The following is a 17,571-nucleotide window of genomic DNA, read 5'->3' on the forward strand; positions in this document are numbered from 1 at the left end:
AATGGAGTGTTTTGAAGGCTTAGATTTCTTTGGAACATTATTTTTTGCATTGATTCCAGTAATTCTATTACGATTATTTGAAAAATCGGTTTATTGGATTACGTTAGTAATTTCTATTGGAATTGCGATTGCAGTATTTAAAGAACAGCCAAATCATTTTATAAACTTAGTCGTCTTTATTGTGGAGACCTATCTATTCGTTCGATTAGGTTTTTATTTTAGAGAGAAAAAATCTACGAAATATCCAATTTTATTGTTTGCGAGTTTATTGTTAATTGCAGCAAAAACAGTCGTTATTTGGAAAGTATCTATTTTTGGATTTTTAGGTATTTCTTATATGACGTTCAAAGTTCTTCAAATTATTTTTGAAACTTATGACGGAGTGATTAAGGATCCGATTAATATTTTTGATTATCTTCAATTTTTATTATTCTTCCCAACTTTTAGTTCAGGACCAATTGATAGAAGTAGAAGATTTGTGGAAGATATTCATCAAACAATTCCAAGAGCAGAATATATTGAATTATTAGGAACTGGATTATTTAGATTATTATTAGGACTAGTTTATAAAGTAGTTTTATCTGGGTTATTGTATTTAGCAATGAATCATATTCCACATAAAGGGTTGTTATTTACAACTGTTTCTTATATGTATTTGTATACATTTTACTTATTCTTCGATTTTGCTGGATATAGTTTAATGGCAGTTGGTGTAAGTAATATTATGGGAATTCAAACTCCAATGAACTTTAATAAACCGTTTTTAAGTGTGGATATTAAAGATTTCTGGAATCGTTGGCATATTTCATTATCAACTTGGTTAAGAGATTTTATTTTCTCAAGAATTGTAATGAAGTCAATGCGTTATAAATGGTTTAAAACTCGTTTAACAACTGCAATGGTAGCCTATATGCTGAATATGATATTCATGGGATTCTGGCATGGTCTTTCATGGAGCTATGTTGTGTATGGATTTTACCATGGAGTTTTAATGGCAGCATTTGAATGGTATCAAAAGAAATCTAAATTTTATAAAAAATATAAACAGAAAACAGCTTATAAAGTAGTAAGTTGGTTTGTGACAATGCATTTAGTCATGATTGGTTTACTCATTTTCTCTGAGAAACCATATGAATTTATTATAAAATTGTTATCGAAATAATAAGGAGAGATTAGTATGTTAGAAGAAAAAGTATTGTCAATTATTGAAGAAATTTGTGAAGATGATGTTATTTATGAAGAACGTGACATTAATTTAAAAGAAGAAGGATTGATGGATTCATTAGCCTTTGTTGAATTATTAGTTCGAATGGAAGAGTTTGGTATTGAAGTTGCTCCAACAGAAGTAACTTATGAGGAAATTGATACACCTAATAAAATTATTCACTATATTGAAACAAGGGTGAATCAATAATGAAGAAGATAAAGGCGTTAGGAATAGCCTTAGTACTTGCAATACTCACTCTTGGATTATATGTTCATATAATTGAACAAAAATTATCTGATTATTATCATGTGAGTGATAATAGTGTTCGATATAATTTTGAATATACAAAGTATAAAAGTAGAGATATTATTAAAGATAATATAGATGATAAAACTTTAGTAGTGTTTGGTTCATCTGAATTGAGTACACCAAGTAATTATCCTTTTCATATTAAACAACTTTTTAATTATGATGATTTTCATATTATGGCTGTAGGTGGGGGGAACTTCCAAAATATTATTCAAGCTTCTATGTTAGGGTCATTATCAGATAGTATTCCTAAGCAAAAATTTATTTTAAGTGAATCATTTATTTGGTTTGATCAATATGGAATGAATCCAAAAGCATTTTTAAATCGTGTATCAAATGAGCATGTATACTATACTTTAAAAAATCCTAAACTTAGTTATGAAACAAAAGAGAAATTTATAAATCGTGTTTTAGAATTATCTAAAGATAATAAATTTGTACATCAAAATTTCGAGAGATATAAACGTCGTTTATTGGATAATAAAGGAACAGTTTTAGATGATTTATTAAATTGGTTTGATGTGAAGAAATTTACACTGAACAATAAAATTGCTTTTTACTTTACAGGGAATGTTAAACCAATTCCTTCTAGTGGAGAGAAAACTCCTCAGTATAATTGGAATGAAATTCAAAATAAGTATTTAGAGGAAGCAAAAAAAGCAACCGATAATAATGAATTTTATCTTGAAAATCGACAGTATAATGCTGAAATAAAAGACCGTAAAGAAAAACTAAAAAATAAATATTCTAATTATAAATATGATCAATCAACAGAATATGATGACTATGCATTGGTTTTACAAATGGCTAAAGAATTGGGGCTAGAAGTAGAAGTAGTTAATTTTCCAATTAATGGCCGTTGGTATGATTATATTGGTATTGGTTCGGAACAACGGGCTATTTACTCTAAAAAGTTAACAGAAATCACAAATTCGTTTGGGTATAAACTCATGGATTTAACTCAAAAGGAATATGAACCTTATTATATGTATGATACGGTTCACCCTGGATGGAAAGGATGGCCTGAAGTTGCTGAAGAAATGTATAAATTCTATCAAAAAGATTAGTGAAAAACATGAATTATTTGTATGGACAATGGCGTTTTATGTTTTATTTCTAATATTAGGCTTATACCTCATTCATGCAGATTTTTCAAATGTAGCAGAATTTGTCTACAGTGCTTTTTAATAAAAAATAAAAATTCCACACGACTTTTAACAGTTGTGTGGAATTTCTGTTTTAGAATTGAATATTCAACAACTCTAGCATTTCATAATAAGCTTTTTCAATTCGTTGACGGGTTGTTTCATCTACCTGATGCGCATATTTTCCACCTGGAATATAATCTTCAGCTAAAAATACTTGATAATCATATGCAGGGTAACCTTGGAATGTACGATTGATTGGTGTGCGTGATACCCAAGTTGGATGTGCTTGAACACTTGTTAAGGTAGTTACTTTTCCTTCTTTTTGAATCGTAATATCCATAATAACGCCACGTTCCGTCCAAATATTGTCTAATGTTTCCACACGTTGGTTGGATAATAAATTTCCCATTGAATAAATAATGAATTTCTTTTGCCCATCTTTTTCAATAGTTTCAGTCGGTTCGGCAACGTGAGGGTGACCTCCGAAGATAACATCTGCGCCCCATTCAATCATTTTATGATAAGTTTCTACTTGAGCATCCGTTGGAGATAATTTATATTCTACTCCCATTTGCGGCATTACAATTGTAAAATCAGCGATTTCTTCCGCTTTTTCAATTTGTGCTTTTACTTTATCCATATTTAAATCATATAAATGATTATCGTAATCTTCTTGAGAAATACTAGCTTCAATTCCGTTAAATCCATATGAGAAACCTAAAATAGCGACTTTAATGCCATTTACTTCTTTCACTAAAATTCCTTCATCAGGATTTACTTTAACACCGAAAATATCTAAACCGGCATTTCTAAAAGCTGTAGCTGTATATTTTAATCCACTAATTCCTGTATCTAAAATATGATTATGAGCTAAGTCTAAAACATCATATCCAGCATCTTTAATACTTTGAACAACTTCTTCTGGAGCGTTGAAAATTGGATAACCAGCCAAAGGTCTATCTGGATTAATCGTTCCTTCAAAGTCCCCAAGAGCTAAATCAGCTGAAGAAACAAGTGGAGTAATTTGTTCATAATCATTTTTAAAATCATAGTTTTGTCCATCAAAAGCACTACCATAAACAATATCATGATACAGCATATCACCACTTGCAGTAATTCTTGCAGTATGGACTTCTTTATCTTCTGAAGTTATTGAAGAATTTTGCTGGGTTGTAGATCCGTTTTTAGTTAATAGTTTATTTTCATTATTAATAATTGATGGAATATTTAAAATGAAAATGACAATAGCAAGTGAGGCTATTGCGATAAATGCAAATAATAATTTTGCTAGACGAGCTTCTCTAACAGCACGTTTATGATGTGAACTGTTTTGACGTTGATTCATATCAAACCCTCCCAAATTGTTTATACTATCACTATTATAAAGCAAAACAAAAAAATTTCTATAAATATTTTCAATAAAAAGTCAGCAAATCCCGAATTTGTAATGAATGAAATAGCATGAAAAGAAAATAGTACGTGAAATAATTTCATAATAATATTCAAAATGTCTAGCTATCCTATAAAATTTGGGGTATAATAATGACGTAAAAATAAATACTAGGGAACTAGTATAAGGAGGAAATTTTAAATGAGTCGTTTAGTAAGTATGACAGAAATGTTGAACAAAGCTAAAGAAGGTAAATATGCCGTAGGTCAATTCAACATCAATAACTTAGAATGGACACAAGCTGTTCTAACTGCTGCTCAAGAAGCAAAATCACCAATCATCTTAGGAGTATCTGAAGGTGCTGGTAAATATATGGGTGGCCCATCAGTAGTTGTAGCTATGGTAAATGCATTATTAGAAACTATGGATATTACAGTTCCAGTTGCATTACACTTAGACCATGGTTCATCTGTAGATGTATGTAAAAAATATATTGATGCTGGTTTCAGCTCAGTAATGTTTGACCACTCTCATTATCCAATTGATGAAAACATTGCATTAACTAAAGAAGTTGTTGCATATGCACATCCTAAAGGCGTTTCTGTAGAAGCTGAAGTAGGTACTGTAGGTGGTACTGAAGATGGCGTTACAGGAGGAATTAAATATGCTGACTTACACGAATGTGAACGTATGGTAAAAGAAGCGAATATTGATGCATTAGCAGCAGCATTAGGTTCAGTTCACGGAACTTATGCAGGTGAACCTGTATTAGGATTTGACGAAATGTTAGCTATTTCTGAAGCTACTGGTGCTCCATTAGTATTACACGGTGGATCAGGTATTCCAGAATATCAAATCAAAAAAGCAATCGAACGTGGACATGCTAAAATCAATGTTAACACTGAATTACAACAACAATGGACTGCAGCAGTTCGTGCTAAATTAAATGCAGATGCTGAAGTTTATGACCCACGTAAAGTAATCAAACCAGGTTTTGACGCAATCGTTAAAATTACTAAAGAAACAATGGATATCTTTGGTTCAACTGGTAAAGCTTAATCAGTAAAAATACGCAACAGAGGTGAGAGAAATCTCGCCTCTTTTTTATCTTCTTTTTGATAGTGAGATTGTAATGTGGATGAAATAGTGTAAAAGAGGGAGAATAAAGATGATGTAAGAGTTTATAAGTTAAAATTTCAAAAATACGAGAAAGAAGAAAGAGACGTGGAGAAGAATGATTCTTTTTTGACAAATAAGCACAAAATCGTGTATGATAAATCATGTTTCTGAAAATAAATAGCTAAGAAAGGTAGCAAATATGGATAGCGCCAGGCTTATCACGATAGAGGATAAGTGACGAGGATTGAGTTTATCGAAAGATTCGGCGGGTGACTCAAGGCAGTGCAGTCTACAGCAATATACAAAAATCTCTGCGGGGATACAAAATTTTTGCATGCACCAGAAACATTGAAAAATTTGTTTGAAGGAAACCCTTCAGTAAAGGAGAATATGTTATATGTGTGGAATTGTAGGATGTATTGGAGATAACCGTATTCAAACGGTCATTTTAGATGGATTAGAAAAATTAGAATATCGTGGATATGATTCAGCAGGATTATTTATCGCAGATGCTGATGGTACAACACAATTAGTAAAAAAAGTAGGACGTATTGTAAACTTACGTGAAGCAGTTGATGAAGAAATTCCAGCTTTTGCAGGGATTGGGCATACACGTTGGGCGACTCATGGACCTGCAACAGAAAATAATGCTCACCCACATCGTTCTCAAAATGGACGTTTCACATTAGTTCATAATGGAGTAATTGAAAATTTCGCTGAATTAAAAGAAACTTATTTATCACATGTAAACTTCCAATCTCAAACGGATACAGAAGTAGCAGTGAATTTAGTAGAATATTTTGCAGAAAAAGAAGGCTTATCTGGTAAAGAAGCTTTCCGTCGTGCGTTAAAAGAAATTCGTGGATCATTTGCATTCGGTTTATTAGATGAACAAGCTCCAGGAGTATTATATGCCGCAAAACATAAAAGTCCATTATTAGTAGGAGTAGGAAATGGATTCAATGTTATTTGTTCAGATGCAATGGCAACTATTTCTCAAACGGATACTTATTTAGAAATTAAAGATGAAGAATTAATTACCATTACAAAAGATCAAGTGGAAATTGAAACCATTGATGGTCAAGCAGTAGAACGTGTACCATTTAAAGCAGAATTAGATGCGGATGATATTGAAAAAGGTGCTTATCCTCATTACATGTTAAAAGAAATGGATGAACAACCTGCCGTATTACGTCGTATTATTAAAGAATATACGAATGAAGCTGGTGAATTAGAAGTTCCTAGCGAATTATTAGAAGAAATCGGACAAAGCGATCGCGTTTATGTTGTAGCTTGTGGGACAAGTTACCATGCTGGTTGGATTGGAAAATATTTATTAGAACAATTAGCAGGAATTCCTGTTGAAGTATTTTTAGCAAGTGAATTTGCATATCATCAACCAATTTTATCAGAAAAACCATTCTTCATTTTCTTAACACAAAGTGGAGAAACAGCAGATAGCCGTCAAGCATTAGTAAAAGTAAATGAAAAAGGATATCCTTCATTAACGATTACAAATGTTAAAGGTTCAACGTTATCGCGTGAAGCAACGCATACATTATTACTTCATGCAGGTCCAGAAATTGCCGTAGCTTCAACAAAAGCTTATACAGCACAAATTACAGTAATGGCTGTCTTAGCAGAAGTACTACGTCGCACAAAAGGACGTCCTCAAACATTTGATATGAGTCATGAATTAGCCGTTATTGCTTCTGCAATTGAAGGTGTATTAGATGAAAAAGTTGTTATAAAAGAATTAGTGGATCAAAACTTATTAGAGACAGCGAACGCCTTTTATATTGGACGTCATTTAGATTATTATGTGGCAATGGAAGCAGCATTGAAATTAAAAGAAATTTCTTATGTACAAACGGAAAGTTTCGCTGCTGGAGAATTAAAACATGGTACAATTGCCTTAATCGAAGAAGGAACACCTGTTATTGCTTTATTAAGCGAACCAGTAGTTGCAAGTCATACAAGAGGAAATATCGAAGAAGTGAAAGCACGTGGAGCTAAAACAATGGTAATTGCCATGGAAGGAAGCGAACGTGAAGGAGACGATATCGTATTACCAAAAGTACAAATGGAATTAGCACCACTTTTAAGTGTTGTTGTAACACAATTGATTGCTTATTACACATCTCTTGGTAAAGGATTAGATGTTGATAAACCAAGAAACTTAGCAAAATCTGTAACAGTGGAATAATGATATAAATCCGTAGCACACGAAAGACAACAAAACAGTCTTTCGTGTGTTTTTTGTTATGGGTTTGAAAAGGACGATTTTTCTAAAATATGATATACTGGCAGAAAGAGAAAAGGAGAGTTGTAGATGAAAGTTATATTTGTATGTTTAGGAAATATTTGCCGTTCACCGATGGCAGAAGCTGTGTTTAGACAAATGGTAAAAGATAGAGGGTTAGAACAACAAGTCATTATCGATTCTGCAGCAACAAGTTCTTGGGAACAAGGAAATCCTGTTCACTCTGGTACTAGAAAACAATTAGCAAAAGTAGGAATTTCGACAGATGGAATGTATTCGAGACAATTATCTTTAGTAGATTCCGATGCGGATTACATCATTGGAATGGATTCAGAAAATATGATGAATATAAGGCGAATGATGCAAGGAAAGACTAATGCAAAAATTGCGTCTTTATTAAGTTTTGCAGGAAGTAAGAGAGATATTGCAGATCCATGGTATACAGGAGATTTTGAGCAAACGTATCAAGATGTTTGTTTGGGATGTGAAGCTTTAATAGAAGAAATTCAAGAGAAATTACAGAAAAATGGAGACAAGTAATGGAGAAAAATTTTAAACAACAATTAGTATTAATTGCAGTTGCAGCGACGAGTTTATTTTTCGTATTAAATATTAGTTATTTATATACAGGAATTACAAATCTTTTAGGAATGATGTCTCCTATTGTTTTAGGACTACTACTAGCTTTCATTTTTAATGTTCCTATGAAACATATGGAGAAGCAATTAGAAAAAATTAAGGTTCCGACTTCGTTTCGTAGAGGAATTGCAATTTTAGGGGTTCTATTGATTTTTGTTGCAATTGTAGTGGCTATTTCTTGGATTATTGTTCCAACTTTAGCGAAAACTGTTGTTCAATTAGGAGGAAGTTTTAATTACTTAATGGATTTTTGTGTGAATTGGATTCAACATTCAGGGTGGTTACAAGCAACGGATGTAGAACGAATTACAGGATTTATTAATCAAAGTAATATTGTTTCTAGCGTTGTATCGTTACTAGGTGGTTTTACTTCTAACATTACTGGAATTTTTTCTAACGTATTTACGATTTTAATGGCAGTATTTTTAATGTTAAATATTTTAGGAAGTAAAGAACAATTACAATATTTAATGAATCGATTATTAAAGGTGTTTCTTCCAAAAAATCGATATGAATTACTTCAGTATATCGGTAAAGTCATATTAGATACTTATGATAAATTTTTAATGGGACAATTAATTGAAGCGATGATTATTGGCTCATTAGTGTTTGTGACGTATAGTGTATTTCAATTGCCTTATGCAGCCATTACTGGTGTATTAGCAGGAGTGTTGTCGTTTATTCCATATATCGGACCATTTTCGGCTTGTATGTTAGGAGCCGTTTTCATTTTTACAGTAAGCCCGATTCAAGCGTTAATTTCGATTGGTGTCTTTTATGGGTTACAATTGATTGAAGGGAATTTCATTTATCCTCGCGTGGTAGGGAATTCTATAGGGTTACCGACTGTGTTAACATTAGCAGCAGCTTTGATTGGTGGAAATTTATTCGGAATTTTGGGTTTGATTTTCTTTATTCCTCTTTGTGCAGTGGTATATCATCTTGTAAAAGAATTAGTTATCAAGCGAGAAAAAGCGTTGAAGTTGGAAGATAAATGAGGTGAGAATCATCGAACAAATGGAAAAAGAAATGTTCATGACGGAAGCTTTAAAAGAAGCACAAAAAGCGTATGATAAGGAAGAAGTTCCTATTGGAGCAGTTGTAGTTTTAAATGGCGAAATTATTGGACGTGGACATAATTTACGAGAAAAAGAACAAGATGCAACGTTACATGCGGAAATTAAAGCGATTCGGCAAGCAAATCAAGTTTTAGGGAGTTGGCGATTAGAAGATTGCGAATTGTTTGTGACATTAGAACCATGCCCCATGTGTAGTGGAGCTATGATTTTGTCACGTTTGAAAAAAGTAACTTTTGGATCGTTTGATCCAAAGGCAGGGACTGCAGGAACATTTATGAATTTATTACAAGATGAACGATTTAATCATCAAGTAGAAGTCGAACATGGCGTGTTAGAAGAAGAGTGTCAACAAATTTTAAAAGACTTCTTTAAGGGATTAAGAGAACGAAATAAAAGACGAAAAGAACAAAAGAGATTAGAGAACGGTGAATGAGCTAAATTCTCAATCTAAGTTCTACCATAAAATGTAGTCTCAGAGTAACTTCTAGTTTTGATACTTAACCAGAAGTTACTTTGAAACTTTACGTGTGAAAACTATTTTCTTTGCACTGTTGCAATTTTTAGGAAAGTAGAGTATAATAGTATATGCCGTTAGGCCATATGGCAATAGCGAACATATGAATCGAGTCAGGTCCGGAAGGAAGCAGCTATAAGTATCGTTCGTTATGTGCTGTATGTACATAGAAGAAATTACAGGCTGGGGCTAGCGTTCCAGCCTGTTTTTATAAGTAAGTATTTTAGGATAGATGGAGGAGCTCTCTAGTGAAAAATAAAGGGTTCAAAGAAGAAGAAAAGCACTTAGTAGAAGTTCAATCGAAATTTGATGCAAAAATACAATCTGAAAAACAAAGATTAAAAGATGAACATTTAGATCAACAACGTCAAGATTTCATTGATTTTTCAATTCATCAATTAGAAGAACAAAAAGAATCTCCATATTTTGGAAGAATTGATGTGCAATTTGAAGGTGAACCAGAAGTGGAAAAAATGTATATTGGTTCATCTACATTTTTTGATGAAGAAAAACAAGTGCAAGTTTATGATTGGCGAGCGCCAATTGCGAGTTTATTTTATGAAGGAACTTTAGGAGATTTAACGTATCAAACTCCTTCAGGAATTCAACATGGACAAGCCTTTTTAAAACGTGATATTGTCATTAAAAAAGGGAAAATTCAATCGGTTTATGATGTAGAAAATGAAGAATCATTATTAATGGAAACATTAAGTGCACCTACGAATCGTGATGGACATTTAGAAGGAATTACCGCAACGATTCAAAAGGAACAAAATGAAATTATTCGCCATAAACAGAAAGATTGGTTAATCGTTAATGGTTGTGCAGGTAGTGGTAAAACAACGATTTTATTACAACGAATTGCGTATTTAATGTATCAATCAAAAGATCAAACGCATAATGATATGTTGTTGTTATCACGTAACCAATTATTTGCCAAATATATTTCACACGTTATTCCAAGTTTAACTGGAAGTGAATTATATCAACAAACATTAGCGCAACATACAGTAGAATTATTTAAGAAGTTTTTCTTAAATAAAACAAGCATGTTAGTACCGACTAAAACGAGAAGAGCGTATTTAACAGATAGCGAGTGGGCAGCACTTATTACCGAACAATTGCTTGCTTTATCAGTAGCGAATTTACATTTCCGTCCAATTTCAATGAAAGGATTTAGAATTTTTGGTGAAAAAGATTATCAAAAAATCATCGAACAAGTGAATCCAAAATTAACATTATATCAACAATTGGTACAAATTCAGGAAGTGTTAGAAAAGAACTTAAAACGTCGATTAAATCGTTTTTATGTTTCTGAAGTAGCTAAAAATGTATATGAAGAAATGTCTCCTATGCAAATTGAAGTATTGATGAAAAATCAAGAATTTAATAGTGAAACAGAATATTATCAAATGCTAGGACAACGAGTATTTGAAAAACAATCACAGGATGTTGAACAACAAGTAGAAATGTTTGCTTTTGTCAATTTTGCTAAACATTTACAAGATTGGATTCCGCTAGCTAAACAACGTAGAGAAGAATTAGGAAAAGTAGATAATGCTCAGTTACCTTTAAAAGATACAGGTGAAGGACGTCTTCAAGTAACAGCAGAAGGTGTAAGAGTGTTACTATATGTTGCTACAATGATTGCGCCAATTCGTGATTATCAAGGATATACTCACTTGTTTATTGATGAAGTTCAAGATGTGTCATTATTATTCATGGCAGCATTATCCAATTATTATTTCCGTGCGAAATTTACAGTAGTAGGGGATACATTCCAATCATTCTCAACAGCTACAACGATTTTCTCTTTAGAAGAACGTCATCCAGAATTAGTAGCAGCCTTTTTCAAAGAACGTGTATTAGAACATCGTTCATTAGAAATTAGCTACCGTTGTACGGCACAAATTACTCGTTTCGCCAACGGTATTTTAGGATGGGAATTAGATAAAAATGTCTTCCCACGAACAGGTGAAGAAGTAGGGGTATTTGTCGATGAAGAACCTTCAATTGCACGATTGAAGAAATTAGTGGAAGATACACCTGAACGTTATCATACAAATGCTATTTTCTGCCGTACGATGGATGAAGCAAAAGCTTTACAAAAAGAGTTAGTCGAGTTTGATGCTGAATTATTAGAAGATACAAGTGAATCTTTAGGTAGTCGATTAGTAGTGACAACTATTGAAGTTGCTAAAGGACTCGAGTTTGACCAAGTGTTTATTTGGCAAGCTACAAAAGATCGCTATGCAACGATGAAAGAACGCTTTATGTTCTATACAACTTGTACTCGTGCAAAACATCGCTTGAATATTTTAACAACTCCAGATGTGACAAGTTTTATTGCAAATTCTAAAGCGCCAATGTCTGTTTTTGGAACATTTCGGTAGTCAAATCTGATAAAAAAATGTAAAATAGTAAAGGATAGAAAACATAACCTACGATTGTAGTGTTGTGTTTTCTTAGTATAAAGTCAAAAGGAGAAGACCGATGGCTTATCAAGCGTTATACCGAAAATGGAGACCACAAAAATTTGAAGATATGGTGGGGCAAACTGCAGTTACGAAAACATTGAAAAATGCGATTGTCCATCATAAAACAAGCCATGCATATTTATTTACAGGACCAAGAGGAACTGGGAAGACTAGTGCTGCGAAAATTTTTGCTAAAGCAATTAACTGTTTAAATCCTAAAGATGGAGAACCTTGTAATGACTGTTTATTATGTAAAGGTATTACAGAAGGAACGATTGGGGACGTTATTGAAATCGATGCGGCGAGTAATAATGGGGTAGAAGAAATTCGTGATATTCGAGATAAAGCTCGATATGCTCCAACTCAAGCAACGTATAAAGTTTATATTATCGATGAAGTACATATGTTATCAACGGGAGCGTTCAATGCTTTATTAAAAACATTGGAAGAACCGCCCAAAAATGTTATTTTCATTTTAGCAACGACTGAACCGCATAAAATTCCGGCAACAATTATTTCAAGAACACAGCGATTTGATTTTAGAAGAATTACGAATGATGAAATTATTCAACGACTTCGTTATATTTTAGAACAAGAAGAGATTGCTTATGAAGAAGAGGCGCTAAGTGTCATTGCTCGTTGTGCTAATGGTGGAATGCGTGATGCGTTGAGTTTATTAGATCAAGTCATTTCATTTAGTGATGATAAAGTGAGTTTTGAACAAGCCATTCAAGTTTCTGGAAGTTTAACAGATGAATTAATGATTGAATTTGTTCGCCTATTGACTCAGCAACAAGCGCAAGCAGCTTTATTACAATTGCAAGACTTATTATTGCTAGGAAAAGAAGCATCTCGTTTAATTGAAGAATGGTTAGAATTTTCTAGAGATTTATTAGTAGCTAAACAAACCGGAGATATGATTGGTAGAAGTGAAGATTTTGTGGAGTTTGCAAAAGAGGTCGAAGAAGCCTTTTTATATCGCTTTATGGATGCTTTAAATCAAACGCAACAAGAAATGCGATTTACAACAAAACCAACCATTAGTTTAGAAGTCTTTACGATTAAAATGGCTCAACCAGTAGTAGCAGTAGTTCAGCAAGCAGCCCCAGCAAATCAGGAATATGTCTCACAATTGGAACAACGGTTGCAAAGTTTACAGCAACAGATGTCTCAATTATTACAAGGACAAGGAATAGTAGCTCCTAAAAAAGCATCAACCCCACAAGCAAAAGCAAGTACGTATAAGCCAAATATTGGTGAAGTTTACAAAGTACTAGATGCTGCAACTCGTAAAGATTTAATTTTTATTCGAGAATTGTGGGGAGATTTATTACAAATGCTTTCGATCACTCAAAGAGCACTATTGAAAGCAAGCGAACCTGTAGCGGCCAGTCCAAATGGCTTTGTCTTAAAATTTGATTATGAAATTTTGTGTCAAAGAGCACAGGAAAGTGTAGAACTTCATGAAGATATTGCTCGTCATTGTCAAACGTTAGCGCAATACCCAGGAAATTTTGTCAGCGCAACAGGAGAACAATGGGTACAAATACGACAAGATTATTTAAGAGATAAGAAAGAAAAGCAAGAAGCAGAAGGTGTGACTCATGCAACAGAAATGGAAGAGCAACCGACTGATGAAGAAGAAAAAAATGAAGTGGAACAATTAGTTCAAAATACAATTGATTTGTTTGGAGAAGAAATTGTTCATATATCAGAAGAAACAGAAAACAATTAAGGAGGAATCAACATGCGTGGAATGGGAAATATGCAAGGCATGATGAAACAAATGCAAAAATTACAAAAACAAATGGCACAAGCTCAAGAGGAGTTAAACCAAACAGAATATGTAGGAAGCTCTCAAAGTGACTTAGTACAAGTAACAGTGAATGGAAAACGTCAAGTACTTTCTGTATCAATTAAACCAGAAGCTGTGGATGGAGATGATGTTGAATTATTACAAGATTTAGTATTAATGGCAACAAATCGTGCGTTAGAACAAGCTGAAAAAGCAAATGAACAAACAATGGGACAATTTACTAGAGGATTAAATATCCCTGGATTTTAATGAGTTGAGGTGAGAGGATGCAATATCCAGAACCAATTGCTCGATTAATGGATAGTTATATGAAACTGCCTGGAATCGGTGCAAAAACAGCAGCTCGTCTTGCTTTTTTCAGCATGGAAATGCCGGAAGAAGAAGTGATGAATTTTGCCAATGCACTTATTAGTTGTAAACGAGATTTAACGATGTGTTCTGTTTGTGGAAATATTACGCAAGAAGATCCTTGTGAGATTTGCCAAGATGCTTCTAGAGATAGAACGAAAATATTAGTCGTTGAAGATAGTCGAGATGTGATGAGTTTAGAGAGAATGAAGGAATATAAAGGGTTGTACCATGTTCTTCATGGTGTTCTTTCCCCAATGGAAGGGACGGGGCCTGATGATATAAATGTTGCCTCTCTAATTCAGCGCCTTCAAGATCCTACTGTAGAAGAAGTGATTATTGCCACTAATGCAACTGCAGAAGGTGAAGCAACTGCGATGTATTTATCTCGTTTAATTAAACCAGCTGGTATTAAAGTGACGCGTTTAGCGCATGGACTAGCTGTTGGTAGTGATATTGAATATGCAGATGAAATGACCTTATTCAAAGCAATTGAAGGACGAAGAGAGCTGTAATGAAAAATTAAACAGAATAATGTTGCTAAGATAAGTGAGGATGGAAACTCGCATTTCCTCGGACATCTTCATAGTAACAACAATAGCTGTACCGAGCTTCAAAGAGGGCGCTGGGAATAAATTCCGGCTCTTTGTCAAATAGGGTTGATGAAACAATTTTAGTGAAGGAATTAAGCAGCGTCAGGTTGCTTAATTCCTTTTTTAGTTGTTGGAGTAAATAGTTTAGACATTAGTAGAATTCTATTTCTAAAATGAGTAAAACTGCTGTAGCCATATGCATTTCTTTTAAGTACTTTTATCTTGTTGTTAATCCCTTCAATAGGTCCATTTGAAAGTGTTGGATACTCACAAGAATTTTGTAAATACGGTAAAAATTTCTTAAATGTTTGGAGAACACGATTTAATCCATCAGACAGAAGTTTTGGTTGTACACTCATCAATTCTTCTTTGAAATCATTGAAATTTCGCTCTTTAAAAACTTCTCTTAATTGATGTACTGTTTCATATTCTGGTTTAAGTGAAGGTACTTCTTGTAATAAATAATCTACAATTCCTTGAGAATGCGTTAACCAATCGAATAATCTGTAATAGCTGTAGTGATAGGATTGAAGGTCATCTCGATTTTTTAAGATTAGTTTCCAGTAACGTTTTAATTTATTATAAAGACGTCTATCTTTAAAGCGTACTTGATTCATTTTTCTTGTTCTTGTCTTGTTTAATTCTCTATTTAAAGCTTGAATAATATGAAATGGATCAATAATAATTTTAGCCTTAGGGAATAAATGTTTAATCACTTTAATGTATGGAGCATACATATCAATCGAAATTGTTTTAACATTTAAACGTGTTTGTAGAGGAAACTGGTTGAAATAACGAACTAAATTCTTCATTTTTCTATCTTGAATAACATCAACAAGTTGATGAGTAATAGCGTCACAATAAGCAAAACTCATACTAGCTTCAGCGGAGGCTACAGACTTAAATTCATCCCAACACATATGTTCAGGTAACTCATTTAAAGGCTTAATTCTAAGAGATTCAGCAGTTTCATTGACAACTCTGCGAACAGTATGAACGGAAACATTCATTTCATTAGCAATATGAGATTCAGAAACTGTTTCGCAAGCTTTAACTTTAATTTCATTTTTTACATTTTTAGAAATAAAAGCATTAAGGTCTACGATACTAGTTGTATCAGCAGTAAAACTATGAGAGCATTCACGGCAGAAGAAACGCTGTTTTCTTAATTTAAGAAAAGCAGGCAATCCAGAAACCGGATTAAGCGTAATTCTAGAAGTACGAGTACCGTTTTTAACAATAGAAAAATCACGATTTACACAACTACAGTTAGGGCAAGCGTCTGGGCAATAGGTATAGGTAGCGAAGAAAAACAAGCTTTTTTTCTTCTTAAAATACCCTTCTTCTACATTATCTTCCCATTTTACATTTTTATCTTTGATTTGTAGCACAACTTCTTGTATAGTAGTCATAGGGTTTCATCTCCTCTTAAATAGTTTAGACGCTTTTAATATAAGGGATGAAGCCCTTTTTGTATACACTAAAATAGGGTTGGTGGATTTTCTCCATCAACCCTATAAATTATAGAACCTAAATTCCTGGCGCCCTCTAATTCATATCGGTTACTTTTCGCTATTGTTGTTAATAGAATCCGAGGAGGTTCTTTTTCAATCGTGCATTGTCAATTTGTGTTATTTTTTCTTTTATGAAACGGAAAGAGTGCATTTTTATGGGATGCGGAGCAAGGGATGGGACTTTGTGCTTGAATGGATATGAATGAGCTAGTATGGGAAGTTTTTTTGTAACTAAAAAGACTTTTTTTGCATTGAAAAGATCAAATACAAAAAAGGTCTAAGAGTTTTAGAACTATTTATGAAATGTTACCAAAGAATCTCGCATTGTTTATTAACTGTATCTTGGAATGATTCTACAGGTGCTTCGTTTGTAATAATATAATCAATCACATTATAATTGGCTAATTTAAAATAGTGACTTGTATTAAATTTTGATGAATCTGCTAATAACACCGTCAAATCTGAATTAGCGATCATTTGCTGTTTTAGTAGAGCTTGATTATGGTTTGCTTCATAGGCGCCAAATCGATCGAGTCCTCTACAACTCATGAAACAAATATCTGCATGAAAATTATTGATAAAATGGTTGGCAAAATCTCCCAGTGCCGAATTTGTCCCGTAATCAATGTGACCACCGCAGAAAAATAAAGTAATATTGTCATAATTATTCAGTTGCCGTGCGATTTCTAGTCCGTTTGTAATTACACGTAAATTTTGTAAATTTGCTAAATATGGAACGAGCATCGCAGCTGTTGATGAACTATCAATAAAAATCGATTGATTATCTGTTAAAAATGTTGAAGCTGTTTCAGCGATAAGTTTTTTTTCAGAAGTTTCTTCTTGCTTACGACTCTCGTAAGTGTATTCAACATTGTTTGTTGTAACTAGTCTTACTTCTCCATGAGTACGAATAATTTTTCCATCTTTTTCTAATTGAATTAAGTCTCTTCTTAAGGTCGAAGTAGAACAATACATTAGAGTTTCTAATTGTACCGTAGATATCATTTTTCTTTTCGATAAAATATCTAAAATTTTGGTCATCCTTTCGTAAGAAACCATATTACCCCTCCTGGTATAATACACTTTGAATAATTTTGAACACTTTTGAAGAAATTATAGCACAAATTTTGAAGAAATTCCAATAGCGCTTCCATG

At 33.1% G+C, this 17,571-nt stretch carries 15 protein-coding genes and 1 other RNA gene; 13 read left to right on the top strand and 3 right to left on the bottom strand.

The genetic code is table 11. The features are described 5' to 3' along the window. Position 1 precedes the first annotated feature (1 nt). The 3 genes from dltB to dltD are packed head-to-tail and all read left to right on the top strand — an operon-like array spanning position 2 to position 2,583. Positions 2 to 1,162, top strand: a complete 1,161-nt coding sequence (gene dltB, locus LK443_RS04565; protein WP_227932384.1) for a D-alanyl-lipoteichoic acid biosynthesis protein DltB — start codon at positions 2 to 4, stop codon at positions 1,160 to 1,162. Between the two features lie 15 nt (positions 1,163 to 1,177). Further along, positions 1,178 to 1,414 (top strand): D-alanine--poly(phosphoribitol) ligase subunit DltC, encoded by a 237-nt coding sequence (gene dltC, locus LK443_RS04570; RefSeq protein ID WP_227932385.1) that lies wholly within the window; start codon positions 1,178 to 1,180, stop codon positions 1,412 to 1,414. After that, positions 1,414 to 2,583, top strand: coding sequence for a D-alanyl-lipoteichoic acid biosynthesis protein DltD (gene dltD / locus LK443_RS04575; protein ID WP_227932386.1), 1,170 nt, complete (start codon positions 1,414 to 1,416; stop codon positions 2,581 to 2,583). The genes dltC and dltD overlap by 1 nt, the downstream gene beginning before the upstream one ends. Positions 2,584 to 2,755: 172 nt before the next feature. On the opposite strand, the gene LK443_RS04580 is transcribed toward dltD, so the two are convergent. Continuing rightward, complete coding sequence (locus LK443_RS04580; RefSeq protein ID WP_227932387.1) at positions 2,756 to 4,009, bottom strand: CapA family protein; 1,254 nt, start codon at positions 4,007 to 4,009, stop codon at positions 2,756 to 2,758. Positions 4,010 to 4,255: 246 nt separating this feature from the next. Here LK443_RS04580 and fba point away from each other — a divergent pair, with 246 nt between their 5' ends. The 10 genes from fba (at position 4,256) to recR (ending at position 14,824) form a co-directional block, all read left to right on the top strand. Beyond that, a complete protein-coding gene (fba, locus tag LK443_RS04585; protein WP_227932388.1) occupies positions 4,256 to 5,113 on the top strand; it encodes a class II fructose-1,6-bisphosphate aldolase in 858 nt (285 codons plus the stop codon). Between the two features lie 457 nt (positions 5,114 to 5,570). Then, complete coding sequence (gene glmS, locus LK443_RS04590; protein ID WP_227932389.1) at positions 5,571 to 7,379, top strand: glutamine--fructose-6-phosphate transaminase (isomerizing); 1,809 nt, start codon at positions 5,571 to 5,573, stop codon at positions 7,377 to 7,379. A gap of 126 nt (positions 7,380 to 7,505) precedes the next feature. After that, positions 7,506 to 7,976, top strand: a complete 471-nt coding sequence (locus LK443_RS04595) for a low molecular weight protein-tyrosine-phosphatase (protein WP_227932390.1) — start codon at positions 7,506 to 7,508, stop codon at positions 7,974 to 7,976. Then, on the top strand, positions 7,976 to 9,073 hold the full coding sequence (locus LK443_RS04600) for an AI-2E family transporter (protein ID WP_227932391.1): 1,098 nt from the start codon (positions 7,976 to 7,978) through the stop codon (positions 9,071 to 9,073). Before LK443_RS04595 ends, LK443_RS04600 begins: the two co-directional genes overlap by 1 nt. A 19-nt stretch (positions 9,074 to 9,092) precedes the next feature. Beyond that, entirely contained in the window at positions 9,093 to 9,587 is a 495-nt protein-coding gene (gene tadA / locus LK443_RS04605; RefSeq protein WP_227932452.1) for a tRNA adenosine(34) deaminase TadA, read from the top strand. A 156-nt stretch (positions 9,588 to 9,743) separates the two neighbouring features. After that, positions 9,744 to 9,843: signal recognition particle sRNA small type (gene ffs, locus LK443_RS04610), an RNA gene on the top strand. A gap of 73 nt (positions 9,844 to 9,916) precedes the next feature. Next, positions 9,917 to 12,061 (top strand): HelD family protein, encoded by a 2,145-nt coding sequence (locus LK443_RS04615; protein WP_227932392.1) that lies wholly within the window; start codon positions 9,917 to 9,919, stop codon positions 12,059 to 12,061. 100 nt (positions 12,062 to 12,161) lie between these two features. Beyond that, entirely contained in the window at positions 12,162 to 13,880 is a 1,719-nt protein-coding gene (gene dnaX, locus LK443_RS04620; protein WP_227932393.1) for a DNA polymerase III subunit gamma/tau, read from the top strand. 12 nt (positions 13,881 to 13,892) lie between these two features. Beyond that, entirely contained in the window at positions 13,893 to 14,210 is a 318-nt protein-coding gene (locus LK443_RS04625) for a YbaB/EbfC family nucleoid-associated protein (RefSeq protein WP_006703354.1), read from the top strand. A 17-nt stretch (positions 14,211 to 14,227) separates the two neighbouring features. Next, positions 14,228 to 14,824, top strand: a complete 597-nt coding sequence (gene recR, locus LK443_RS04630; protein ID WP_006703355.1) for a recombination mediator RecR — start codon at positions 14,228 to 14,230, stop codon at positions 14,822 to 14,824. A gap of 170 nt (positions 14,825 to 14,994) precedes the next feature. Here recR and LK443_RS04635 read toward each other — a convergent pair whose 3' ends face one another. Both LK443_RS04635 and LK443_RS04640 read right to left on the bottom strand, forming a co-directional pair. Continuing rightward, positions 14,995 to 16,314: an ISL3 family transposase gene (locus LK443_RS04635; protein WP_227932394.1), complete on the bottom strand. Its 1,320-nt coding sequence runs from the start codon at positions 16,312 to 16,314 to the stop codon at positions 14,995 to 14,997. Between the two features lie 408 nt (positions 16,315 to 16,722). Then, positions 16,723 to 17,475 (bottom strand): DeoR/GlpR family DNA-binding transcription regulator, encoded by a 753-nt coding sequence (locus LK443_RS04640; protein ID WP_227932395.1) that lies wholly within the window; start codon positions 17,473 to 17,475, stop codon positions 16,723 to 16,725. Between the last annotated feature and the right edge of the window lie 96 nt (positions 17,476 to 17,571).

The organism is Granulicatella elegans (genome assembly GCF_020735385.1).
Lineage (GTDB): Bacteria > Bacillota > Bacilli > Lactobacillales > Aerococcaceae > Granulicatella > Granulicatella elegans_B.